This is a genomic window from Pseudomonas sp. MLB6B (genome assembly GCF_054508135.1).
Window position 1 is genome coordinate 2,896,856 of record NZ_CP199313.1, and the last position, 21,863, is coordinate 2,918,718.

At 67.2% G+C, this 21,863-nt stretch carries 18 protein-coding genes; 5 read left to right on the plus strand and 13 right to left on the minus strand.

All coding sequences use genetic code 11. The features are described 5' to 3' along the window. The first annotated feature begins 178 nt into the window (after positions 1-178). The 4 genes from ACSMEV_RS12985 to ACSMEV_RS13000 all read left to right on the plus strand — a co-directional run bounded on the left by ACSMEV_RS12985 (position 179) and on the right by ACSMEV_RS13000 (position 4,720). Positions 179-847, plus strand: coding sequence for an ABC transporter ATP-binding protein (locus tag ACSMEV_RS12985; RefSeq protein ID WP_459205503.1), 669 nt, complete (start codon positions 179-181; stop codon positions 845-847). Continuing rightward, positions 844-3,315: an ABC transporter permease gene (locus ACSMEV_RS12990; RefSeq protein WP_459205504.1), complete on the plus strand. Its 2,472-nt coding sequence runs from the start codon at positions 844-846 to the stop codon at positions 3,313-3,315. Before ACSMEV_RS12985 ends, ACSMEV_RS12990 begins: the two co-directional genes overlap by 4 nt. After that, positions 3,305-4,378 carry a lipocalin-like domain-containing protein gene (locus ACSMEV_RS12995; protein ID WP_459205505.1) on the plus strand — a complete coding sequence of 358 codons (1,074 nt, stop codon included), beginning with the start codon at positions 3,305-3,307 and terminating at the stop codon, positions 4,376-4,378. Before ACSMEV_RS12990 ends, ACSMEV_RS12995 begins: the two co-directional genes overlap by 11 nt. A gap of 144 nt (positions 4,379-4,522) precedes the next feature. Next, the gene (locus ACSMEV_RS13000) at positions 4,523-4,720 is read left to right on the plus strand and encodes a hypothetical protein (RefSeq protein ID WP_296267810.1); all 198 of its coding nucleotides are present in this window, start codon (positions 4,523-4,525) and stop codon (positions 4,718-4,720) included. A 172-nt stretch (positions 4,721-4,892) separates the two neighbouring features. Here ACSMEV_RS13000 and ACSMEV_RS13005 read toward each other — a convergent pair whose 3' ends face one another. Then, the gene (locus ACSMEV_RS13005) at positions 4,893-6,044 is read right to left on the minus strand and encodes an acyl-CoA dehydrogenase family protein (RefSeq protein ID WP_459205506.1); all 1,152 of its coding nucleotides are present in this window, start codon (positions 6,042-6,044) and stop codon (positions 4,893-4,895) included. Between the two features lie 13 nt (positions 6,045-6,057). Next, the gene (locus ACSMEV_RS13010) at positions 6,058-7,128 is read right to left on the minus strand and encodes an enoyl-CoA hydratase/isomerase family protein (protein WP_459205507.1); all 1,071 of its coding nucleotides are present in this window, start codon (positions 7,126-7,128) and stop codon (positions 6,058-6,060) included. Positions 7,129-7,535: 407 nt separating this feature from the next. On the opposite strand from ACSMEV_RS13010, the gene ACSMEV_RS13015 reads away from it, so the two are divergent. Then, the gene (locus ACSMEV_RS13015) at positions 7,536-8,462 is read left to right on the plus strand and encodes an RHS repeat-associated core domain-containing protein (protein ID WP_459205508.1); all 927 of its coding nucleotides are present in this window, start codon (positions 7,536-7,538) and stop codon (positions 8,460-8,462) included. Positions 8,463-8,617: 155 nt separating this feature from the next. On the opposite strand, the gene ACSMEV_RS13020 is transcribed toward ACSMEV_RS13015, so the two are convergent. Genes ACSMEV_RS13020 through ACSMEV_RS13070 form a run of 11 tightly spaced genes read right to left on the minus strand, consistent with a single transcriptional unit; the run spans position 8,618 to position 21,858 of the window. Next, positions 8,618-9,721 carry a GNAT family N-acetyltransferase gene (locus ACSMEV_RS13020; protein WP_459205509.1) on the minus strand — a complete coding sequence of 368 codons (1,104 nt, stop codon included), beginning with the start codon at positions 9,719-9,721 and terminating at the stop codon, positions 8,618-8,620. A gap of 2 nt (positions 9,722-9,723) precedes the next feature. Beyond that, positions 9,724-10,407, minus strand: a complete 684-nt coding sequence (locus ACSMEV_RS13025) for an N-acetyltransferase (RefSeq protein ID WP_459208342.1) — start codon at positions 10,405-10,407, stop codon at positions 9,724-9,726. Positions 10,408-10,441: 34 nt separating this feature from the next. After that, positions 10,442-12,373, minus strand: a complete 1,932-nt coding sequence (locus tag ACSMEV_RS13030) for a hypothetical protein (RefSeq protein WP_459205510.1) — start codon at positions 12,371-12,373, stop codon at positions 10,442-10,444. Next, on the minus strand, positions 12,370-13,674 hold the full coding sequence (locus ACSMEV_RS13035) for a lipopolysaccharide biosynthesis protein (protein WP_459205511.1): 1,305 nt from the start codon (positions 13,672-13,674) through the stop codon (positions 12,370-12,372). Before ACSMEV_RS13035 ends, ACSMEV_RS13030 begins: the two co-directional genes overlap by 4 nt. After that, a complete protein-coding gene (locus tag ACSMEV_RS13040) occupies positions 13,671-14,681 on the minus strand; it encodes a polysaccharide deacetylase family protein (RefSeq protein ID WP_459205512.1) in 1,011 nt (336 codons plus the stop codon). The genes ACSMEV_RS13035 and ACSMEV_RS13040 overlap by 4 nt, the downstream gene beginning before the upstream one ends. Positions 14,682-14,690: 9 nt before the next feature. Further along, positions 14,691-15,827 carry a glycosyltransferase gene (locus ACSMEV_RS13045; RefSeq protein WP_459205513.1) on the minus strand — a complete coding sequence of 379 codons (1,137 nt, stop codon included), beginning with the start codon at positions 15,825-15,827 and terminating at the stop codon, positions 14,691-14,693. After that, a complete protein-coding gene (locus tag ACSMEV_RS13050; RefSeq protein ID WP_459205514.1) occupies positions 15,820-16,779 on the minus strand; it encodes a glycosyltransferase family 2 protein in 960 nt (319 codons plus the stop codon). Before ACSMEV_RS13050 ends, ACSMEV_RS13045 begins: the two co-directional genes overlap by 8 nt. Next, positions 16,776-18,143, minus strand: a complete 1,368-nt coding sequence (locus ACSMEV_RS13055; protein ID WP_459205515.1) for an O-antigen ligase family protein — start codon at positions 18,141-18,143, stop codon at positions 16,776-16,778. The genes ACSMEV_RS13050 and ACSMEV_RS13055 overlap by 4 nt, the downstream gene beginning before the upstream one ends. Next, on the minus strand, positions 18,140-19,228 hold the full coding sequence (locus ACSMEV_RS13060) for a glycosyltransferase family 4 protein (protein ID WP_459205516.1): 1,089 nt from the start codon (positions 19,226-19,228) through the stop codon (positions 18,140-18,142). The genes ACSMEV_RS13055 and ACSMEV_RS13060 overlap by 4 nt, the downstream gene beginning before the upstream one ends. Then, entirely contained in the window at positions 19,225-20,823 is a 1,599-nt protein-coding gene (locus ACSMEV_RS13065; RefSeq protein WP_459205517.1) for a GumC family protein, read from the minus strand. The genes ACSMEV_RS13060 and ACSMEV_RS13065 overlap by 4 nt, the downstream gene beginning before the upstream one ends. Positions 20,824-20,841: 18 nt before the next feature. Continuing rightward, positions 20,842-21,858, minus strand: coding sequence for a polysaccharide biosynthesis/export family protein (locus ACSMEV_RS13070; RefSeq protein ID WP_459205518.1), 1,017 nt, complete (start codon positions 21,856-21,858; stop codon positions 20,842-20,844). Positions 21,859-21,863: the final 5 nt, after the last annotated feature.

Genomic DNA, 21,863 nt, shown 5'->3' on the forward strand with positions numbered 1-21,863 from the left:
AGGGTCCATCTGGAAGGTGCACGTGGCCAACGACGGGCTTCACAGCTTAGCTGGTCCATAAAACGGGCCTGACTGGCGTATGGCAGATCCTGGCCTTGACCCCCTCCGCCCAGCGCTGCGCAATCGCCATCGGGCGACACGACTCTTCGCATCGCCTGTTCAATCCCAAGGACGCCCCATGCTGCTCATCGAAAAGCTGCACAAAACCTATCCCACGGCGCAGGGCCCGTTGCCGGTGCTGCAAGGCGTCGATCTGCACCTCGACGCCCACAGCAGCCTGGCTTTGATGGGCGAGTCGGGAAGCGGCAAGAGCACCTTGCTGCACCTGATCGCCGGCCTGGACCGGGCCGACAGCGGGCGCATCCTCATCCACGGTCAGGCCCTCGATGCGCGCAGCGAAGCGGGGCTTGCGCAGTGGCGGCGCGAATCCATCGGCCTGGTGTTCCAGCAGTACAACCTCATCCCCAGCCTGGACGTGGCCAGTAACCTCAGCTTCCAGGCGCGCCTGGCCGAACGTCACGACCCCACCTGGGCTACCTATCTGGTCGAACGCCTGGGTCTGAGTACGCTGTTGCGGCGCTACCCCGAGCAGCTCTCGGGCGGGCAGCAGCAACGCGTGGCCATCGCCCGCGCGCTGGCCGGGCGTCCGGCGCTGTTGTTGGCCGACGAACCCACCGGCAGCCTCGACGAAGGCAGCAGCGAAGAAGTGCTGGCGCTGATGCTGCAATTGATCGAGGAGGCCGGCAGCAGCGTGCTGATGGTCACCCACAGCGAACGCCTGGCCGAGCGCTTGCAACTGCGTTGCCGCTTGCAGGCCGGACGGGTACTGCCCGAGCCGTGCCGATGAACGCCTTGCGCATCGCCCTGCACACGCTGCTCAGCCACTGGCGCCGGCACCGCCTGCAAGGGGTGAGCATCTTTCTCGGCCTGTGCCTGGCCACCACCTTGTGGACCGGCGTGCAGGCGCTCAACAGCCAGGCGCGCAGCGACTATGCGCGGGCCAGTGCGGTGCTGCGCACGGCCAGCCAGGTGCAACTGCTGGGGCGTACCCACGAGCGTTTCGACCAGAGCCTGTACGTACGCCTGCGCCTGCTCGGCTGGCCGGTCAGTCCGGTGCTGGAAGGGCGCGTCGCCCTGGCCGGCGACGCGCAACTGAGCGTACGCCTGATCGGTATCGAGCCGCTGAGCTTGCCCAGCGGCTTCAGCGTGGCCGGCACCCGCGCCGAAGGCTTCGACCTGCCGGCCTTCATCGGTGCTAACGGGCAGACCTGGATCGGCCCGGACACCTTGCGCCGGCTGAGACTGCGCGAGGGCGACGTCGCCAGCACCGCCGAGGGCATCCGCTTGCCACCCCTGCACGTGCAGGCGGGCCTGGCACCGGGCGTGGTGGTGGTCGACATCGGCCAGGCGCAGCGCATTCTGCAAGCGCCGGGGCAGGTCTCGCGGTTGTTGTTGGACGGTGCTGTACGGCCTTTGCCGAGCGAGTTCGAGGCGCAGCTGCGCGTGGCGCCCGCCGAAGACGACGGCGACTTGCAGCGTCTGACCGAAAGCTTCCACCTGAACCTCACGGCGCTAGGCCTGCTGGCATTCGTGGTGGGCCTGTTCATCGCCCACGCGGCCATCGGCTTGGCCTTGGAACAGCGGCGTGGCCTGACCCGCACCTTGCGCGCCTGTGGCATCAACCTGCGCACGGTGCTGGCCGCGCTGGCCCTCGAACTGGGGCTGTTCGCCGTGCTCGGCGGGCTGGCCGGCGTGGCGGGCGGCTACCTGTTGGCGGCCGCCTTGCTGCCTGATGTGGCCGCCAGCATGCGCGGCCTCTATGGCGCGCAAGTGGCCGGGCAATTGAGCCTGTCCCCGGCCTGGTGGGCCAGCGGCCTGCTGGTCAGCGTGGCCGGGGCGTTACTGGCCGGCATCAGCGCGGTCTGGCGTGCCGCGCGGCTACCGTTGCTGGCCTTGGCCCAGGCGCAGGCTTGGCGCCGGGCGCAGGGGCCATGGCTGCGTCGTCAGGCCTTGGCTGCGCTGGGGCTGGCGCTGGTCGCCGTCGGTTGCTGGGCGTGGGGGCAGGGGCTGCCCAGCGCTTTCACGTTGATGGCCTGCCTGATGCTGTCGGCGGCGCTGCTGCTGCCGCTGCTGCTCGATCGTCTGCTGGCGGGGCTGGCACGCTTGTGCAGGCGACCGCTGGCGCAGTGGTTCGTCGCCGACAGCCGGCAGCAGTTGCCTGCGCTGAGCCTGGCACTGATGGCGCTGCTGCTGGCCCTGGCCGCCAGCGTAGGCGTGGGCAGCATGACCGAAGGCTTTCGCCGCACCTTCACCGGGTGGCTAGACCAGCGCCTGTCCGCCGACCTGTACCTAACGCCGCGCGACAGCGAGCAGGCCGAGGCCATCGACCGCTGGCTGGCCGAGCAGCCCGGCGTGACCGCGCGCCTGCCTACCTGGCGCGCCGAACTGCGCCTGCAACAGTGGCCGGCGCAAGTGCAGGGGATCGTCGATGCACCTTGGTACAGCCGGCATTGGCCGCTTCTGTCGCAGCGTGACGATGCCTGGACGCAGTTGGCCGCCGGCACCGGGCTGATGCTCAGCGAGCAGTTGGCGCGACGTCTGCGCGTAGGGCTGGGCGGTAGCGTCGAGCTGCCCGTCGCGACCGGCGCCGACCCACGGCCGCTGACCGTAGTCGGGTTGTACGCCGACTACGGCAACCCCAAGGGCCATGTGCTGGTCGGCGCACCCTGGCTGCGCGCCCACGTGCCGCAAGCCAGCCTCAGCGGTATCGCCGTAGCCGTGGCGCCAGGGCAGCTCGGCACGCTGCAGGGGCAATTGCAGCAGCGCTTCGAACTGGGGCCGAGCCGCCTGGTGCAGCAGGCCACCTTGAAAGCCTGGTCGACCGAGGTGTTCAGCCGCACGTTCGCCGCCACCGCGGCGCTCAATACCCTGACCCTCGGCGTGGCAGGTCTGGCCCTGTTCATCAGCCTGCTGACCCTCGGCCAGAGCCGCCTTGGGCAACTGGCACCGCTGTGGGCATTGGGGGTAGGGCGCATGCGCCTGATCGGCCTGTCCCTTGGGCAAACGCTGCTCTTGGCCAGCCTCACCGTACTCCTGGCCATGCCCTTGGGGCTGTTGCTGGCCTGGTGCCTGGTGGCAGTGGTCAACGTGCAGGCGTTCGGCTGGCGCTTGCCGTTGATGATCTTCCCAGGGCAACTGCTGCAACTAGCAGGCCTTGGCCTGTTCACCAGCCTGGCGGCCAGCGCCTGGCCGCTCTGGCAACTGGCGCGTCGCCAGCCGGCCGACCTGTTGAGGACCTTCACCCATGAAGCGTGAATGCTGCCTGCTGCTGAGCCTGTTTTTGGCCGGATGCGACGCGCCCGAATCGACCCCGCGCAGCTACGCCGGCCTCGGCCAGGAAGCGGCCGCCTATACCCAAGTGCAACGTGGGGTCCCTCTGGTGTTCCCACGCGACCACGGCGCCCACGACGGCTTTCGCATCGAATGGTGGTACGTCACCGCCAACCTGCACGACGCCCAGGGCCGCGACTGGGGCGTGCAATGGACACTGTTCCGCTCGGCGCTGCGCCCAGGGGCGGTCGAGCCCGGCTGGAGCAGCGCCAACCTGTGGATGGCCCACGCCGCGTTGACCGGGCCTGGCGGGCACCAATCCAGCGAGCGTCTGGCCCGCGGCGGCATCGGCCAGGCCGGTGTGCAGACCGCGCCACTGCGAGCGTGGATCGACGACTGGGCGCTGACCGGCGATGCGCAGATCCGCGACCTGAACATGCGCGCCCAAGGGGAGGGGTTCGCCTACGACCTAAACCTCGCCAGCCAGAAACCCCTGGTGTTGCACGGCGACCATGGCTACAGCGAAAAGTCCGGCCAGGGCCAGGCGTCGTACTACTACAGCCAGCCGTTCTACCAGGTCAGCGGAGTCGTCGAGCGCGACGGCCAGCGCATCCCGGTTACCGGCAACGCCTGGCTCGACCGCGAGTGGAGCAGCCAACCGCTGGCGGCCGGGCAGTCGGGGTGGGACTGGTTCTCGCTGCACCTGGACGGCGGGGCCAAGCTGATGCTGTTCCAGGTGCGACAGGACCACGGCAAACCCTACCGCGCCGGCACCTGGATCGGCGCCGACGGCCAGAGCGAGCCCTTGCAGGGCGAGCAGATCCAGTTGACGCCGCAAACCTCCACGCGCCAGCGTGAAGGCCAAGTGGTACCGACCCAATGGCGCGTGCAGGTGCCGAGCAAACGACTGGACGTCCAAGTCCAGGCCTTGGAACCGCAGGCCTGGATGCACACTCGATTTCCTTACTGGGAGGGACCGGTGCGCATCGAGGGCAGTAGCGGCGGGCGCGGGTACCTGGAGATGACCGGTTACGCACCATCCGAATGATGCTTTCGGCATTCCCCATGGCGCGGCGAACATCGAAGCATGGCAATGCGCGCTTGGATCGACGCCGCCTGTCGGCTTACTATGAGTGAGCTTGAAGGCTACCAATGGTCAGGCTAATAGTTAGGCATTGCCAGGGGGGCGCCTATGCAACAACGTTTCGTCATCGTGCCGGCATTGCCCGTCGAAAAAGACATCCACAAACGTCGGGCTCGGGCGTGGGCCAGCCTGTGCAATCCGCGATTCGACCTGTACGACACCCTTGAGAAACAACGTCTGCCGCTGAGCCTGAAGGACCGGCCGGAAGCCGAGGCCGAATGCAGCCGGCGCAATTGCCTGGGCTGAGTTCGAGAGAAGTGAAGGGGCCACAACGCTCGATGGCGCGTTACCGCGAGGCAGACGGTCAACGCGTTGGAACCCCATAAAAGAACGCCCATACAGCCTGTGTATGGGCGTTCTTTTATGGGGTTCGCTTAGGGCGGCCGGGCCCCTCGCTCAGCCAGTCCATGCCGACGCGTCACAGCGCGTAATGCTTCAACTCCCGCGCAATCAGCAGCCGCTGGATCTCGCTCGACCCTTCATAGATCTGCGTGATGCGCGCATCGCGGTAATAGCGCTCGACCGGGTAGTCCTCCAGATAGCCATAGCCGCCATGCACCTGGATCGCCCTCGAACACACCCGCTCGGCCATTTCCGAAGCGAACAGCTTGGCTTGCGAGGCCTCGGACAAACAAGGCCTGCCGGCGCTGCGCAGGCGTGCGGCGTGGAGGATCAACAGGCGCGCGGCGTTGACCTGCACCTGCATGTCGGCCAGCAGGTTGGCGATGCTCTGGTGCTCGGCGATCGGCTTGCCGAACTGCACCCGCTCGCGGGCGTAGCCCAGCGCCGCCTCGAACGCCGCCCGGGCGATGCCCAGGGCCTGGGCGGCGATGCCGATGCGCCCGCCTTCGAGGTTGGAGAGGGCGATGGCCAGACCCTTGCCGCGCTCGCCGAGCAGGTTCGCCGCCGGGATGCGGCAGTCGTTCAGGCTGACTGCGCAAGTGTCGCTGGCGCGGATGCCCATCTTGTGTTCGCTGCGCTCGACATGGAAGCCGGGCGTGTCTGTAGGTACCAGAAAGGCCGACAGGCCCTTCTTGCCCAGCTCCGGGTCAGTCACGGCAAAGACGATGGCCAGGCCCGCACGACGCCCGTTGCTGACGAACTGTTTGGCGCCGTTGAGCACCCACTGGTCGCCCACGCGCTCGGCCCGGGTACGCAGGTTGTGCGCCTCGGAGCCAGCCTGGGGTTCGGTCAGGCAGAAGCAGCCGATGACCTCGCCGCTCGCCAGGCGCGCCAGCCAGGTGGCTTGCTGCTCGGCGTTGCCATGGGCCAGCAGCGGGCCGCAGCCCACCGAGTTGTGGATGCTCATCAGGGCGCCGGTGGCACCGTCGGCCACGGAGATTTCCTCTACCGCCAGGGCGTAAGCGACGTAGTCGGTGTAGCTGCCGCCTTGGGTATCGGGCACCACCATGCCGAGCAGGCCCAGCTCGCCCATCTGGCGCACCACGCCGTCGTCGATCCAGGCGGCCTTTTCCCAGGCCTGGGCATGCGGGGCGATCTCGTTGCGCGCGAAATCGCGCGCCATGTCGCGGATCATCACCTGCTCTTCGTTCAGTTCGATGTCATGCATGCGGGGCTCCGGGTCAAAGGCCTTCGAAGAATCGCGCCACCTGGGCGTCGGATACGGCTGCGGGGGTCGACGGGTTCCAGCGCGGCTGTTTGTCCTTGTCGATCAGCAGGGCACGCACGCCCTCGATGATGTCGCCGTGTTCGAACCACTGTCGATCAACGTGCAGCTCCTGGGCGAAGCACTGCTCCAGGGTCAGTTCGCGGCCGCGGCGCACCAGTTCCAAGGTCACCGCCATGGCCAGGGGCGAGCGGGTTTCCAGCAGGTCGGCGGTGGCCAGCGCCCAGGCATGGCTGTCGCCGAGGTTCACCGCGCGCAGTTGTTCGATGAACGCCGGCACGTCGGCCTGCGCGAAATAGTGGTCGATCGCCGGGCGCAGGGCCGCCAGCGGTGCGTCTTCCAGACGCTGCTGGCCGAGTTTGGCGAGTAGCCCTTGCAGGTCCTTGAGTGGGTAGCTGCCGAATTGCACACGGTCCAGACCAGCGTCCAGCTCGGCCAGGACGGCGCTGGGCAGGTACCAGTCGGCCAGCCCGCAGTACAGGGCGTCGGCCGCCTGGATCTGGTTGCCGGTGACGCCCAGATACACGCCCAACTGGCCGGGCAGGCGCGAAAGGAAATAGCTGCCGCCCACATCGGGGAAGTAACCTATGCCCACCTCGGGCATGCCCAAACGGCTGCGTTCGGTTACGACGCGAAGGTCGCAGGCCTGCGCCAGGCCCATGCCGCCACCGAGGGTGAAGCCGTCCATCAGCACCATCAAGGGCTTGGGGTAGCGGTGCAGGCACAGGTCGAGCGCGTATTCCTCTTCGAAGAACACCTCGTGCAAGGTGCTGCCGGCCTTGTAGCTGTCGTACAACGAGCGGATGTCGCCGCCGGCGCAGAAGCCTTTCGGGCCTTCGCCACGCAGCACCACGGCCAGCACCTGATCGTCATGGCGCCAGGTGTCGAGCTGGCGCTGCAGGCTGCGCACCATCTCCAGGGTCAGCGCGTTGAGGCCCTCGGGGCGGTTCAGGGTGAGGTGGCCGATGCGGTTGCGGACGCTCGCCAGCACTTGGGTGGCGGGCGGGATTGGGGCCTGTGCGGTCATCGCGATCTCCTTGCGGGGTTGTCGTTGTCCAGGAAGCGCTGCGCTACGCGGGGTCGGCCGATGCTGGCATGGGCAGAAGGCCCGGACAATCGGCAAATCTGCAGCGCGGTGCTGCATTTTTGCCGTGGCTCAGCTCGCACTCAGCACGCGTACGCGTAGGGGGTATGACAACGGTGAGGGGCCAATGACTGAGTAGGCCTGTAGGTGCAGCCTTTTGAAACGATGTTGCTCGATGTATAGCCCCATGGTGTTGAGCAGTCTAGAACACGACGTTAAGCCGATTCGTCAAGCGGCTTCTAGCTGGCTGTCGTTCAAGCGACCTGGCAGTTATGACAGTAGAGGAGTAGGGGCTGGCAGAGCACACTCGTCTAGGAAAGCACTAATTCGAATATGTCGGGAATGTCCTCATGAGTTCATTAAAACGTCCCTTCAAGACGCAGAGATTCTTTTTTCAAAACAATCGGCTGATATGTTCGTTGGGACCTATGCCTCGACGTCTACTAGGAGGCAATGGCCTCGCGCTCGCCGAGCTGGGCGAGAACACATTGTCAAGCCGGCTTCTGCAAACGGATGATGCGAAGACGCCTTTACTCAGCTACCCCGGAGACGTTCATCAGAATTATTCACCTTATGGTTTTCTGCATATAGCGCCCTCGGCATATCTTGTCGCTTACAGTGGGCGGCGACTCGATACGCTGTTGAATGCTTATGCGCTTGGCAACGGGCATCGGTTCTACAGTTCGGTGCTGATGCGATTTTTCCAGCCTGATGGGCACTCGCCTTTCGGCAAGGGCGGGCCCAACGCTTATAGCTATGGTCAAAACGATCCCATCAATAAGCACGATCCCACAGGGCAATGGTGGGAATGGTTGAGAAACAGTATCAATTGGCTAAAGGCTAGGTCCCCTCAAGTCGCCTTTTACACACCTCTATCAGCCGTAAATGATCAGGTGCTGTCAAGTCCGCATGTCTACGTCGCCGTACATAGAGCACCCACATCCCCTGCAAATGAGCCACTCGTAAGGTTTCGTATTCCATACTTGGAGGCGGCGGCTGATGTAGGTCGTTTGGTGACCAATTTTACGACCGATTTTGCGCAAGAGATTCAGGTTCTGTCTCGGTGGGGCGCAAGAGTTACCGTAGCAGGGGGCACAGGTCTTGTAGTAAATAACGGGCTACGCATGCTAGGCACGCCTGGCTTGGCAAGTTCAGCAGTTGCTCTCAGCGCCGAAGTCGCGATCCTAGGAATATGGGAAAGAGATACTTTTAGAGATGCAATTCGATACATTAGAGGGAGCGGCGGGAATATTCGTCAAGAACTTCAGTCCGTTTGATCGACGGACTTTATTCGACCCTCTGCTCGTTGAGGAGTTTATGACCCATGTCGTTTGATAATCGCGTCCGCTTTCATGTCAAGCTCAAGTCGGATAAATGGGCATTGCCTAGGCAACTCCAGCACACACGCGTCAACGGAGAGTGGCGGGACTTTTTATGATTGCTGGCTGCGCCCACGCCCGCGCAGCTTGAGCCACTGCCAACCGCGCACGGCGATGCCCAATGCAACCCCGCTCGGCCGCCAGCTGAAACAGCTCAAGCGCCAGTGCTCGATGAACCCCGTCTGCCGCTCGTGCAGTTGATGGCTGGAATTGTCCAGGCTTACCCGCGAGGCATCGATCCACGTCCAGCCTTCGTCCAGCCCCCAGTAGATCAGCGCTTCGAGCAGCACCCGGCCGCTGCCCAGGTCGCGGTGCTCGGGCAGGAAGGCCAGGTTGTAGTCGTAGAAACGCCCATCTTCGAGCAGGCCCAGGCGATAGCTGATGCAGCGTCCGTCCAGCTCCAACAGCACGGCACAGACCTGGCCCTGCTCGGCCAACGCGGTGAAGGCCTGGTACATCCACTGCCGGCGCTGTGCGCCGGAGAAGATGCCCACCGCGTCGTCGCCCTTCCAACTGGCGTCCTCCACCGCGCTGACCGCGTCGAGCAGCGCGTCGATGTTCGCCGCATCGGCCAGCACGCGGCGCTCCACTGCGCCGCAGGCAGCGATACGCTTGCGCGCCCGGCGCAATTTGTAGCGCGGGTCACCGCTGACTTCCTGGCGGTCGGCGGCGCTGATGCGGTGCACTGGCACGCGGCAGCTCAGACGCCGTTCGAAGGTCGAGCTGCGACGGGTCCAGCAGGTCAGCCAGGGCTCGTCGGCCGTCGCCGAGGACACTTCACTCAATTGCAGCAGCGCATGCGGCAGGCGCCGGCGGATACAGCGCAGTACCTGGCCGGCGGCTTGCACCGGCAACGCGTTCAGCAACCCGATACGGTCGCTCAACGGGTAGCCCAGGTGGCGCACCACCGCCACGCGTAGCGGGCCGAACGCCTCGCGGCCGCGCACCAGCGGCAGGCACAGGCGCAGCTCGCCTTCCGCGTAGCCCAGCAGCACCGCCAGTTCCTGGCCCGGTCCCAGCGCCTGGGCGGCGGCGCGCAGCCAGCCCAGATGGTTGAATGGCGTACTGCCGGCCACGCGCTGGCGCAGCGCTTCGTATTCGGTGGCAGGAAAGTCGGCCTCGCTCAGTGAATGGCACCAGCGCAGCTCCACGGCCATGCTCAGACCGCCGTCGCGGGAGGGGTGGCCGTGGGCTTGCGCAGCCAGTCCAGGCGCGAGCCGTGATAACGGCTCTGCCGGTAAAACTTGTAGCCGAACAGGTGGTACACGTGCTGGATGCGCCCTTGCTCGTGGTAGCCCATGCGCAAGTGCAAGCGCAACGCCGGGACGTTGTGCAGCGCACACACGTCGACCACCTTCACGCAACCCTGGGCACGCATCACCTGCCACAGGCACAGCTGCGCCTCGGTGGAAATCGGCGTGCCCCAGTAACGGCGTATCGACTCGCCGCCGAACTGGAAGAACTCGCCAGGTCCTACCGGGAACCAGCAGCCGAAGTGATGGCGGTCGTGGTAGTCGCGGGTGCTGCCCCAGACGAAAGCGCAGGCGTCGCCGTCCTCGTCCAGCCACATCAGCCCCACGTGGCCCTCGGCGGCCAGTTCGCGCATGGTCTGCACGCGGTCGCCGAAGTGCCGGGCGAAGGCAGACGCGTTGTGCACCGTGATGCGCTCCATGTGCAAGGGCGGCGCAGGCTTGGTGCTGTGCGGGGGCACGGGCGTCACCAGGTCGCGCTCCATCCACAGCAGTTGCTCATGGCGATAGACGAAGCGCCGCACGATGCCATTGACGGCGCCGCGCAGGCCTTTGCGCCGGACGTACTGCTCAAGAGTACTCAATGCAGAGATCATGGTGCCTCCAAGGCGGGGTAGGGGGTCGGGTTCATTGACCATCGGTCCAGGTCAGCGCGAACAGCGTGCGCCCGGCGAGGACAAGCCGCGCTTGCCCGTCCGTGCAGGTGAAGTTGGCGTCTCGCGGCTGCTGGTCGGGGCCGAACAGCTGCAAGGTGGCGCCACGGCAGGCCTTGCCCAGGTCGTCGACGCGCAGGTGCTGGGTACGGTCGGCCTTGTTGACGCCGAACAGGCTGCGCCGATCGCCGTCGGCCATGGCCAGGGCGTCCACTTCGAAACCGTCGTTGCCCAGCGCCAGCACGTGCGACAACCAGTGCCGCTGCATGAAGTGGTGCGCCAGGGCCACGGGCTTCGGCGTGAAACGACCACGGGCTTCGTCGACTTCGACCATGCCCTTGGGCCAGGCGGCTTCGTCGCCCAGGTGGAACCAGTTGAGCATGTCCAGCAGGCCATCGGCCGAAGCGTTGATAGCCACTGACGCCCACCACAGGCCGGCGAAATCGGTGTTCTGTTCATAAGGGCTGAGGTTCGAGCCGCTGGAAATGTTGGTCTGGTCGAGCAGCAGGGCCTTGCGCGGGCGGCCTTGGGCGTCAAGCCCGACCAGCTCGGCGGCCTGGCGCACCTGGGCACGGTAGATCCGCGTGGCCAGCAGATCGCGCACCATCCACTGGTGCCAGGCCAGCGCGTCGATCTGCTCGCCGTGGCTGGCCAGCAGGCGGCGCGCCCAGTCCAGGCCGATGCGTGCGGCGCTGTCTTCGTGCAGCGGGCCGTTGACCAGGTTGGAACTGGCCGGCATGGCGATGCGCACGCCGGCCTCGCGCGCACCGGGGTAGCGACGTACCTGGGCAGCCAGGATCTTGAAGTCGCGGGCATAGCGGGCGTAGTCGGGGTAGTTGAGGTTCGGCTCGTCGGCGAAGGCCACGTAGTGCAGCGCCTTGCCACCCAGCTCGACGCTGGTGGCGAGCCAGGCGTCGAGCCCCTCGCGGGTGTCGCTCTCCGGGTCGAGCACGGCGCGCCGTCCGCTGCCGGCCAGCAAGGTGATGTCCTGGGCGATGGGGTAGCGGTCCTGGTAGAAGCGGCGCATCGGACGCTCATAGCCGGGCTGGCGGCGCAGCACGTCGACAAAACTGTACCAACCGGTCGCCTGCGGTCGCACGACGTCGATGGCGGGGTAGCTGGCCTTCGGCGGCAACTGGTATGGCACGTTCACGCCCAGACTCGCGCTGCGCCCGAGTACCTTGCGGCCAACACGCAACGTCACTTGGCCGTCGGCCAGGGCCAGCGGGCCGAGGTGGTCGGCGCGTTGGGCGAACAGGTTGGCCGTGCCGTCCAGCCAGAACGCCGCCTTGCCGCGGCCGATCAGACGCAGGCGATAGGTGCGCGCTTGCTCGGCCACGGGCAGAGCCAGGCGGTCGAATTGCCAGTAGGCACGATAGGGTTTGAGCGGCAGTTCCTGAGCCTGTCCGTCGTCTAGCCGTTCGACGCGCAAGGCCCGTATCCCACCATGGAACTTGCCCGCGAGGCTTGCGTGTTCGCCGGCCTCGACGCGGAAGTACAGCACCGTGTTCGCAGGGGCCTGCACGCTGAAGTGCACCTTGGCCGGTGCGAACTGGGCGCGGGTGCTGGCATCGAGCGTGACACGGTAGCGTCGGAAGCTGTAGCCCGGCACTTCCAGTTGATAGGCGTGCTCGCTGGCGGCCAGCGGCCAGCGCTGCTCGCCGGAGGTTTGCGTGCGCTCGATATGGCGCTCGCCTTGCAAGTGCCCGTGGCCGTCGAGCAGGTAGAGGTATTCCTCAGCGGCATCGGCCTGCCAGGCCGGGCGCCAGTCGATGTCCAAGGTGTCGTTGCCAGACGGTTGCAGGTACAGGCTACCGTCGCGCAGGTCGCTCCAGGTCAGCGGCTCGGCCCGGCCTGGCCCGGCCAGGATGAGGGCGGCCAAGGCCAACAAGGTGCGCGGGCTCATGCCGGGCTCCGTTGCAGCATCCGCCGCAAGGGCGCTAAGTCGCTGGGCAGCACGATCAACGTGCGCCACGGCGAGACACCGCTGAGCCGGCAATACAGCGCCAGCATCATCACCGCCCCGGCCAGATAAGTCACCGACGAGGCCAGCGCCGCGCCGAGAATACCCAGCGCGGGAATCAGCAGCAGGTTCAGCGCCAGATTCAGCGCAGCGCCGATGCCCATGATCCACGACACCGCTCCTGGGCGGTTCTTGCCCAGCAGGTCGAGGCGCAGGATGCTCACATGGCTGACGCCAAGCAGCCCCGGCAGCAGGCCAAGCAGCGCCGGGTAGGCCGGCTGGTAGGCGCTGCCGAACAAGGTGACGATCAACCATTCGCCGACCAGCGCCATGCCCAGGCAGGCCAACAGCATGCTGGTGCAGGTCAGGCGCAGGGCCAGGGGGGTCAGCCGGCTCATCTCGGTCTCCTGGCGCAGCAGGCGTTTCATCAGCGGCGTGGTGACCGCTTCGGGCACGATGAACAACAGCTCGGCTGCCGCGGTGGCCATGGCGTACAGCCCCAGCGGGGCGCTGCCGAGCAGCGTGCCGACCAGCAGGAAGTCGCCACGCTGCATGGCCTGGCGAAACAGCATGTCGGGGTGGCTCTTGGCACTGTAGGCCAGCAGCTCGCGCTGGCCGCTGCGGTCCCAGCGCAGGCCGATGGGGTGGGCACGCCCCAGCCAATACAAGCCAAGTGCGACGAACAGGCCCAAACCGCCGAGCCAACTGAGCACCGCCGCTTCCAGAGCGGCGTCGCGCCACCACCACAGCAAACCGCCGAACAGCAGCAGCGGTACGAGCGATTCGAGCAGGCGCAGTGCGTTGTAGGTGCCAGTGGCGCCGGAAGCGTTGTGCAGGGTCAGCAGGGCGGTCTTGAGTACCGACAGCGGCACCGCCAGCAGCAACAGCCAAACCAGCAGCCCGAGTTGCGCGGTGGCCTCCAGGCGCGTGCCCAGCGCCTGGGCCAGGACGATGCTGAGCAAGGTCAGCAGGGTCGCCAGCAAGCAGCCGTACAGCAGCGCCTGGGTCAGCAGCAGGCCCATGCTGCGCTGCTTGGCCGCCTGGTAACCCAGGGCGGTGTTCAGGCCGCCGCAGCCGAGCGCGGCGATCAGGTCTGGCAGGGTGTTGAGCAAGGCGAACAGGCCACGCTCGCTGGGGCCGAGGATGCGCGCCAGCAAGATGTTGCGCGCCAGGCGCAGCACCAGCATGGCGAGGTTGGTGCCCAGGCTCAGCACCATGTGGCGCAGATAACCGTTGCCCTTCATCGACGCGCTCCCAGGCACATGCGCCACGCCAGCAGCGAAGGGTGGCGCGCGCTGCGTTGGCTGACCCCGATGCGCGGCAGCGCCAAGGGGTCATCCTTGGCCTGGTGGATCGCTGGGTGGGTGCCCAGGGCGAACGCATAGTCATGCGCCGCCAGACGCTGACGCACCCGTGCGTCATGGTCGCCGTTGGGGTAGCAGTACACCGGCAGCGGATGCGCACAGCCCCGTTGCAGCGCCGCACGGCTGCGCGCCAGTTCCGCGTCGAGGCTGGCATCGTCCAACTCCGGCAGCAGCGCGTGGCTGGCGCCATGGGGGCCGAAGCTGACCAGCCCCGATGCCTCCAGCTGGCGCACCTGAGGCCAGTCCAGTGCTTGCGGCAGCGATTCGGCCGGGCAGGTTTCGGTGAGCCGGTGCAGCACCGGGGACGGCAGCGCCTTGAGGCTTTGCAGATAATCCGCCAGGGCCTGGCTGCGCAGCGCCTGCGTAGGCGCGGCGAACACCGCCGTCGGGACCGGGCAGCCTTGTTCGCCCAGACGCTTGCGCAGCGCCATGCAGGGTGCCTGACCGTGGCTGCCCCACAGCGTTTCGCCCAGGCTTTCCCACCAGAAGCGCTGGCGGCTGCCGATGTAGTCGGTGGACAGAAAGATGCTCGCCGGTACCCGATGCTGGTTCAACAGGGGAAAGGCATGCAGCGCGTTGTCGCGCCAGCCGTCGTCGAAGGTCAGCGCCACGCGCGGTCGCTGTCCGGCCCGTGGCGGTCGTTCAGGGTCGAGCAGGCTCATCAGTGGCACGCAGTCGAAATGCTGGCGCAGCCAGCGCAACAGCCGGTCGAAGGCCTGCGGCCCGAGGCACAGCTCGTTGCGGTGCGGCAGCTCGGCGCTGGCGTCGTCGGCCAGCACTCGGTGCAGCATCAGGATCACCCCGCCACCGCGCAGTTGCAGGCGGCCCGCCGGCGAATTCAGGTACAGCCAACCACTGGCGCGTTTGAGGTGGGTCTTGATCGGCATGGCGAGTCCTCAGCGGGTCTGGTCGGGCGCCCATTGGGCGTAGCTGCGTCCACGCAGGAAGTGCCACAGCCCCAGGCTCATGCCCGCCGCCGTGACCAGCACGAAGGCGGCCAGGCGGAAAGGCTTGGGCAGGCGCTGGCGGCGGTCGAGCAATCCAGCCAGGGCGATGGCGTAGGCCAGCACCTGGGCGAGCAGCGCCAGACGGTAGAAGCCGCCAGCCTCGAGCAGCAGCAGGTTGCTCAACAGCAAGGGCAGCAACAGCACTGGCGCCAAGCGCCGGATCAGCTTGTGGCTGATCAGGGCGATGGCGTACAGGCCATGGCGGAAAGGGTCGAGCAGGCGGCGGCGGGCCTTGAGGCTGATCAGCCCGCCGACGGTGACGCGCTGTCGGCGGCTGAATTGGCGCCCGGCGTCCTCGGTGCCGTAGTCGACGGCGCGCGCTTGGTCCACATAGGCCACCTGCATGCCTGCCACCGGCGCGCAGGTGCTGATGAAGAAGTCGTCGTTGACCCGTGCGGGGATCGGTTGGTACAGCGCGCGGCGCAGTGCCTGCAAGGCGCCGTCGGCCGACACGCAACAGCCGGCGCGCTGTTCGAGACGGCGCAGCCAGGCCTCCTGGCGGCGATACAACGCTTCGCCATGGCTCAGGCCCTTGCCGCCCAGCGGGATGACCATGTTGCCGCCCGTGGCGCCCACCTGCGGGTCGGCGAAGGGCGCCAGGAGTGCAGCGAACGTACCGTCGAGCCACTGCACGTCGGCATCGGTGAATACCAGCACCTCCCCGCAGCAGTGCGCCACCGCCGTGTTGAGCGTGTCGTTCTTGCCTTGCCGAGGCAGGTCGAGCACCAGAATGCGCGGGTCGTCGAGGCTGCTGGCCAAGGCCACCGTACCGTCGCTGGAGCCGTCGCTGGCCACCACCACTTGCAGGCTGGCGAGCTCCACGCGTTGCGCCAGCAGGTTGCGCAATTTGGCCTTGATGTGCCGCGCCTCGTTGTGTGCGGCGATCACCACGCTGACGTGCAAGGGCACAGGCGACAGTGACGGCTGGCGTCTGCAGAACGGCCCGACCAGCACCAGCAACAGGGGGTAGCCCAGCCAGGCGAAGGCAGGCAAGGCCAGGCAGGTCCAGAAGATCGCTTCAGCCACGGGCGGGCCTCCTCGGGTAGCGGTTGCACAGGCTCAGCAGTACGGCGCCAGCGGCCACGCGCAGGCGCAGCCAGTGCAGGCCGCACAGTTGCAGGGTGAACAGCGGGTCGCGCTGGCGCAGGCTCTGGCGGATGCCGAGCGCCGCAGCCGGTAGCGCGCCGACGGCCAGCAGCGCCAAGGTCGGCGCTGGGTGGCCGCCCAGCAGCGCCAGCAGCGCCGCGAGGTCGCAGGCACCGGCAGCCAGCGCCAGCAGCGGAAAACGCCACAGCCGCAGGCTCGGCGCGTGCTGGCGCAGCAACTGCAAATGCCCGCCCTGGCGCCATAGCTCCTTGCCCAGCCATTCGCCCCAGCGACCTTCGAAGCCCCAGTGCAGCACGGCCGGCGCACGCACGCTGGTCAAGCGCGCGCCGGCCTGGGTCAGGCGCCAGGTGAAATCCTTGTCTTCGCCGGTGCTCAAGCGCTCGTCGAAGCCGCCGACCTGATCGAACCAGCGGCGCTGCATCAGCAGGTTCTGCGTGGTCAACCAGCGCACGTGCAGCGTGCCGCTGCGCCAGGTGCGGCGCTGCCAGGCCTGGGCATACCAGGGGGCCGTCGACGGCGTGTCGCAGGCCAGGGCGAAGACGTCGCCGCGCTGCTCTTTGTGCAGCTCCAACAGCCGCACCAGCCAGTGCGCGGGCACTTCCACGTCGGCGTCGAGGAACGCCAGCCACTGGCCCTGGCCGATGGCCGCGCCGCGGTTGCGCAGCGCACCGATGCTCAACCCCGGCAGCGCCAGCACCCGGGCGCCCAAGGCGCGGGCCAGGGCCGGGCCGTCGTCGCGCGAGCCGTTGTCGACCACGATCAGCTCGCAGACCAGCCCCGCCTGGGTGGCCGCCTCGCGCGCGGCTACCAGAGTGCGGGCGATGTGCCGGGCCTCGTCGAACATGGGGATGACGATGCTGATCCGGTTCATGCGCTGCGCTCCTCGCAGGCGTGTTCGGCCTCGCTGCGCAGCACGCTGGACAGCGCCAGCATGATCCACAGGTATTTGTGGTTCGGCGCGCTGAGAAACAGCAGGAACAGCCCGAGGGCGAGCATGCTCATGCTCAGGTGGGTCAGCAGGTCGGCGCGTGGCCGTTGCCCGGCCTCCAGCCACAGGCGGCGGGCTCGCCACAGGTTGCGCCAGGCCAGGACGATCATGGCGCAGAACAGAAGCCCGGCCGGGATGCCGGTTTCACTGAACAGCTCCAGGTAAGTGTTGTGCGCCTGGCGATAGAGGTTGCTCGCCTTGGCGTTGGGCGCAAAGCCGTTGGCGAAGCCCGTGGTGGCGTAGTGCAGTGGAAAGGTGCCGGGCCCGGCGCCGAGCAGCGGGTCGCTGCGGATCATCTCGCCACCGACCACGATGTACGAGGCGCGCCGGCCTAGGGACTCGTCGCGGTTGCCGCTGGCGCCTGCGCCGAGCAGCACCAGCGACTCGATGCGCTGCACGTAGCTCGCCGGCAGCAACGCCGCCGCCGTGGGCAGCAGCAGGGCCAGCCCCAGCACGACGAAGCCCAGGTGGCGCGGGCGGATGCGCGTCAGCCAGGCGCGGTAGTGCACCAGGGCGATCGCCAGGCTGGTCAGCACCACCACCAGCCCCGAGCGCGAGTCGGTCTTGGTCATGCCGGCCAGCAGCAGCCCCAGGCAGCCCAGCCACAGCAGCCTTTGCAGCCGGCCGCGGCTGTGCAGCAGCGCCCACAGCGCCAGCGGCACGGCCACGGCGATCAGCAGGGCGAACACGTTGGCGTCGTCCAGCAGGCCACGGGCGCGGCCCTGTTCCTGGAACCTGGCCGAGAGCACCGCCATCGCGCAGGTGACCGCCACGCTGAGGCTGACCACCTTGCACAGCATGCCCAGGTTGAGGTCGCGGCCGACCAGCAGGGTGATGGCGAACAAGACGAAGCCCACCGCCATGGTGCGCAGGTGGCCCAGCGACAGGCCGAGGTTGTCGCTTAGCAGCAGGCTCAACAGGTAGAAGCCGAGAAACGGCAGCAGCAGGCGCCACTGGTTGCTGCGCAGGCGTTCGGCCGGCAGCTGGCCGAGCAGCAGCTGTACCACCAGCACCAGCGCCAGGGACGCGCCGATCAGCTTGGCGCCGGTCAGTTCGCTGTCCTTGAACAGGCCTTCGAACGGCACCAGGGCAACGATCGCCAGCAGGCCCCAGGCCGGTTTGCGGTATAGCGCCAAGAGGCCCGCCAGGCCCAGCACCGTGCCCGGCGCCAGGTACGGCCAGGGGCTGGCCAGCAGGCCCAAGCTGAGCAGCGTCAGCAGGCCGATCAGCGACAGCGGCAGGATCATGGGCAGACCTCCAGGGATGCGTGCCGGTACACCCGCGCCCAATGCTGGGCCAGACTCGGCAAGTGGTGGTGCTGGCGCTGGCGTTGCCAGGCGCGGGCACTCAGTTCGGCGGCCTGGGCCGGGTCCAGCAGCAGGGCCTCGAGGTGCTCGCCCAGTTGCGCCACCGCCAGCGGCGGGGCCAACAGGCCACTCACGCCATGCTCGATGACATCGGGTATGCCGCCCACGGCGAAGGCCACCACCGGCACCCGTTGCTGCATCGCTTCGAGCAGGATCATCGGCGTGCCTTCGGTTCGTGAGCTGATCACCAACGCATCCAGACGGTCCATCCACGGCGCCATGTCGGCCTGAAAGCCGACCAGGCGGATGCGTGCGCCCAAGCCTGATGCGTCGATGCGTGTCTGCAAGGCCGTCCGTTGCGGGCCGTCGCCGATCATCACCGCGCACAATTTGGGCTGGCGCTGGCACAGCGGGATCATGCCATCGAGAAACAGATCGGGGCCTTTCTCCAGGCTCAGGCGGCCGACGTAGCCCACCTGCCAGCCCGCGCCGCTGCGCGCCCGCACAGCGCTAACTGTGGCTTCGGGCAGCCCGTTGGGAATGACCGCCAACTTGCCCGCCGCCACGCCGGCCGCTTGCAGCAGGCGGGCGATGCTGCCCGCCACGCAGACCACCTGGCCGACCGCAGCCGTACGGCACAGCCGCATGGACAGCCAGGTGTAGAGCCGCTGTTTGCGGCTGCTCGGGGTGAACCCGTGCTGGGTGCTGACCAGCGCCAAGCGCCACAGCGTCGCCGCCAGCCACGCCGTCAGCAGGCCGCGGAAATTGTGGCTGTTGAGCAGCGGCCGCTGCCCGCGAAGCTGGCCGACGAATGTTAATGCCGCAAGCAGCCGCGGACGGTTGGCGCAGGCCACGCCGGCAGCGCGGAAGCGCGCGAGCAGCGGTTCCGGCGCCCCGAGGAACAGCACCTGGTGTCGCCCCGGCGTGTTCAGGCAGTGGTCCAGCAGCATGCGCTCGGCGCCATAGAAACCACCGCTGCCCAGCAGGTGCAGCACCGGGCGTGCGGGAGCCTCGGCGCCGTTCAATTGCGCACCCAATGGGCCAGGCGCGGCAACGACCAGCGCCGATGCGGATTGCTCAGCACTGGGGCGTGGTCGTTGAGCACCAGCAGTACCGGCAGGTCGAGCTGTTGGGTGATCTGCGCCGGGTGCTTGAAGCGGCGGTCGAAGAACTCGCGCAGGTACACCAGCGCGACGGCCAGCAGCAGCCCGGTCAGCAGGCCGAACGGAATGATCAGGCCCGGGCGTGGGAAGGCCGGCTCGGTCGGTTCGTACGGCGCGCTGAGGATGCGCGCGTTGGACTGCTCGGCACTGAGCTGGCGTTCGCCGCGGGCTTCCTCGAAGCGCTGGGTGTAGGTGAAGAAGGCCTTGTGCAGCGCATCGATCTCGGTATCTAGCTGGCGCGACTGGCTCTGGGTCTGCTGCAACTGATGCACCCGCGCTTTGTAGTCGGCGATGCGCTGGGTCTTCTGTTCGATCACCCCCTGCACCACGGCCAGGTCCTTTTCCCGCTCCTGGATGCGGTTGGCCACCACCTTGAGGAACTGCTGGCGCGACTTGGCGATCTGCTCGCGCTGCACCAGCATCTGCTCGCTGCCGGGCTGGAACACCGACAGGTCGTTGTTGTAAGCCAGCAACTGGTTGCTCAGCTGCTGGCCCAACTGGCGCACCTCGCGGTCTTCGAAGGCCACGTTTTCGTTGTCGTTAGTGGTGGTGAAGGTGAAGGGGAAGGCGTAGTCGCGCACGTTGGCGTTGCGTGCGGCGGCCAGGCTGGTCTTGAGGTAGGCCAGCCACTGGCTGCCTTGCAACAGACGGTCGCGGTACTGGTTGAGCGCCTGCTCCTCGGTGTTGATGGCATTCAAGCGGAAGGTGATCTCTTCGCGGGGGTCGGACGAACCGATGCCCTGCAGCATCGCTAGCCGCCTCTGCTCCAGGTCGCTGATGCGCGTCTGGTAGTGCAGTTTCTTCTGCTCGTAGAAGGTTTCCGGCAGCTCGTTCGATTGCAGGTCCTGGCGGTTGCGCAGGTAGTTGTCGAGCAGGCGCTGGACCAGCAGGGTGCCCAGTTGCGGATCGGGGGTGGCGTAGCTCACCGAGACCACGTTGGAGCCGGGCAGGGTCTCGACCGTGAGGTACTTGATGGCGTCCTCGGTGAGGTTGTCCAGCTCGGTGTCGCGCACCGGGTCGACCTCCAGGCCCATCCAGGTCCGCAACGGATTGACCAGGTGCTCGCGCAACGGGTTGACCACGCCGGTGCGCAGCGGCGTCAGCACGAAACGTTGCAGCAAGGTCGGCGGCACGTCGTAGCGACCCTCGGCGCGCAACTGGGCGATGGTTTCGCGGATCAGCGCTGGCGAGCGCAGGATGGTGCTCTCGGTCTCCATGTCCGACAGGGTCGGTGGCACGAACTTGTCGCTCTCTTGCAGCAGCGCGCTGTTGCCATCGCTTTGCGAGAGCTTTTTCGACTGCACGATGACTTCGGCATTGATCTCGAAGGTCTGCTTGAGCACCAGCGGCAACAACAGCGCCACCACGGCGAAGACCAGGAACACCCGCTTGACCGTGCGCCGGTTGGCGAACAGCGCCCGCAGGCATTCATGCACATAGTTTTCTTTGCGGTTCATGTCCATGCCCCTGGTTGATCAGTCTTCGTTTTTGTTGTCGACGCGGTAGCCGAAGCTGAACCCCACGCCCTGGAACAGCACCACGTCGGCCAGTTGCCGGGCCAGGTCACCGGCGCTGGCGAGCTTGGTCTTGGGCACGTAGAGCATGTCGTCGGGTTGCAGGTAGGCCACCTGCGCGGCGCTGGCGTCCAGGGCCTTGTCGATGTCGTAGGGCATGGCCTGCACCTGGTTGCCGGTGCGGCGCAGGATCATCACCGAGTCGAGCCGGGCCTTGAGGTTGGGACCGCGGGCCAGGGTCAGGGCTTCGAGCACCGAGATCGGCCGGCGGATCGGGTAGGCGCCCGGTTGCGCCACCTCGCCGAGCACGAAGATCTCGTTGGCGGCGGTGGACTTGAGCATCACATCGACGCTCATGCGCCCCGGCAGGTCGGCGTAGCGCCTGTTGAGGTAGGCCTGCAACTGCGAGACGGTCATGCCCTGGAGCGCCACCGCGCCGATTTCCGGAAAGCTCGCCTGGCCGTCGGTGCCGACGGTGATTTCGCGGCTCAGGCCCGTGGCCGGGTGGTTGAGGGCGCTCTTGAGGTCCTGCTCGCTGCTGTTGGCACTGAGCACCTGCACCGACAGCTGGTCGCGGTTGGGCTGGAACAGGCTCTTGTTGCGGTAGGCCTGCTGGATGGTGCGGCGGGCTTCGTCGGCCGTCTGCCCGGCGATGTTGACCGAAGTGTTGGCGCGCGGCAGCTCGATGCTGCCGTCTGGCAGCACCAGCTGGTTGCCGTTGAGCGAGGCGGCCGAGAGGTAGCTCAGGCTGACGTTGTCGCCGGGCTGGATGCGGTAGGCGCCGGCGCCGGTGGTGCTGACGTGGAAGATCACGTCGAGCACGTCCTGCGGGCGCAGCACCTGCTCGCGGCGCGGCAATTCGCTTTCCTGGGCGTTGGCCGGGGCGGCGGTGAGGATCTGCACCGGCATCTGCCGGGTGTGCTGGCTGGCGCACCCGGCGAGGGTCAGCAGGCACAGGACAAGCGTTGGGTAATTCATGGCGA

Excerpts from the sequence above, each read along its gene's own strand:
- ACSMEV_RS12985 (WP_459205503.1), top strand. The coding sequence starts at position 179 with ATGCTGCTCATCGAAAAGCTGCACAAAACCTATCCCACGGCGCAGGGC.
- ACSMEV_RS12990 (WP_459205504.1), top strand. The coding sequence starts at position 844 with ATGAACGCCTTGCGCATCGCCCTGCACACGCTGCTCAGCCACTGGCGC.
- ACSMEV_RS12995 (WP_459205505.1), top strand. The coding sequence starts at position 3,305 with ATGAAGCGTGAATGCTGCCTGCTGCTGAGCCTGTTTTTGGCCGGATGC.
- ACSMEV_RS13000 (WP_296267810.1), top strand. The coding sequence starts at position 4,523 with ATGCAACAACGTTTCGTCATCGTGCCGGCATTGCCCGTCGAAAAAGAC.
- ACSMEV_RS13005 (WP_459205506.1), bottom strand. The coding sequence starts at position 6,044 with ATGCATGACATCGAACTGAACGAAGAGCAGGTGATGATCCGCGACATG.
- ACSMEV_RS13010 (WP_459205507.1), bottom strand. The coding sequence starts at position 7,128 with ATGACCGCACAGGCCCCAATCCCGCCCGCCACCCAAGTGCTGGCGAGC.
- ACSMEV_RS13015 (WP_459205508.1), top strand. The coding sequence starts at position 7,536 with ATGAGTTCATTAAAACGTCCCTTCAAGACGCAGAGATTCTTTTTTCAA.
- ACSMEV_RS13020 (WP_459205509.1), bottom strand. The coding sequence starts at position 9,721 with ATGGCCGTGGAGCTGCGCTGGTGCCATTCACTGAGCGAGGCCGACTTT.
- ACSMEV_RS13030 (WP_459205510.1), bottom strand. The coding sequence starts at position 12,373 with ATGAGCCCGCGCACCTTGTTGGCCTTGGCCGCCCTCATCCTGGCCGGG.
- ACSMEV_RS13035 (WP_459205511.1), bottom strand. The coding sequence starts at position 13,674 with ATGAAGGGCAACGGTTATCTGCGCCACATGGTGCTGAGCCTGGGCACC.
- ACSMEV_RS13040 (WP_459205512.1), bottom strand. The coding sequence starts at position 14,681 with ATGCCGATCAAGACCCACCTCAAACGCGCCAGTGGTTGGCTGTACCTG.
- ACSMEV_RS13050 (WP_459205514.1), bottom strand. The coding sequence starts at position 16,779 with ATGAACCGGATCAGCATCGTCATCCCCATGTTCGACGAGGCCCGGCAC.
- ACSMEV_RS13055 (WP_459205515.1), bottom strand. The coding sequence starts at position 18,143 with ATGATCCTGCCGCTGTCGCTGATCGGCCTGCTGACGCTGCTCAGCTTG.
- ACSMEV_RS13065 (WP_459205517.1), bottom strand. The coding sequence starts at position 20,823 with ATGAACCGCAAAGAAAACTATGTGCATGAATGCCTGCGGGCGCTGTTC.
- ACSMEV_RS13070 (WP_459205518.1), bottom strand. The coding sequence starts at position 21,858 with ATGAATTACCCAACGCTTGTCCTGTGCCTGCTGACCCTCGCCGGGTGC.